Source organism: Clostridium sp. DFI.1.208, assembly GCF_024463855.1.
Lineage (GTDB): Bacteria > Bacillota_I > Bacilli_A > Erysipelotrichales > Erysipelotrichaceae > Clostridium_AQ.
The window spans coordinates 1-459 of record NZ_JANGCA010000198.1 but is presented as its reverse complement, the minus strand read 5'-3'; the positions used below and the strand labels follow the sequence as shown (position 1 = coordinate 459).

Below are 459 nucleotides of genomic sequence, written 5' to 3'. Positions count from 1 at the left end.
AAATCATCATCAAGGACACGAACCTCAATACCACATACATCAAAGGCGGTATAATCGCTTTCGTATTCGTCCCAGACTGCCAGTTTTTCCACGACGATTTCTGGAAGTTCACAATAAGAAATTTCCTTATTTCTTCGTCGCTTTAATTCTTTGCGATAATTACGGACAATGCCTTTTACTACACGCTTGAGCTTACAGTCAAATTGACATTGTATTGTCTTTTGGAAGTCCGACGGTTTCATATCATCACACCCCCTTTCCGTTATGACGTGAAAAGTGTTTATCCCTCTTTCCGCACCATATCTGTACAGCAAGGTGTGATTTGTTGCATGAATTTGAAAAAAATTGAAAAAATTTTTTCGGGTACAAAAAAAGCCCGCACAAAACATATAGTCTGTACGAGCTATTAAAGCTGTGAGATATTCAGTTGTTGATAAAATGCTGTTAGGTAGTGTATGA

General features: G+C 37.9%; 1 pseudogene. It reads right to left on the bottom strand.

Features of this window, described 5'->3' with window-relative positions:
- Nucleotides 1-242, bottom strand: a pseudogene (locus tag NE665_RS24820) (sigma-70 family RNA polymerase sigma factor); the annotation flags it as partial.
- Nucleotides 243-459: the final 217 nt, after the last annotated feature.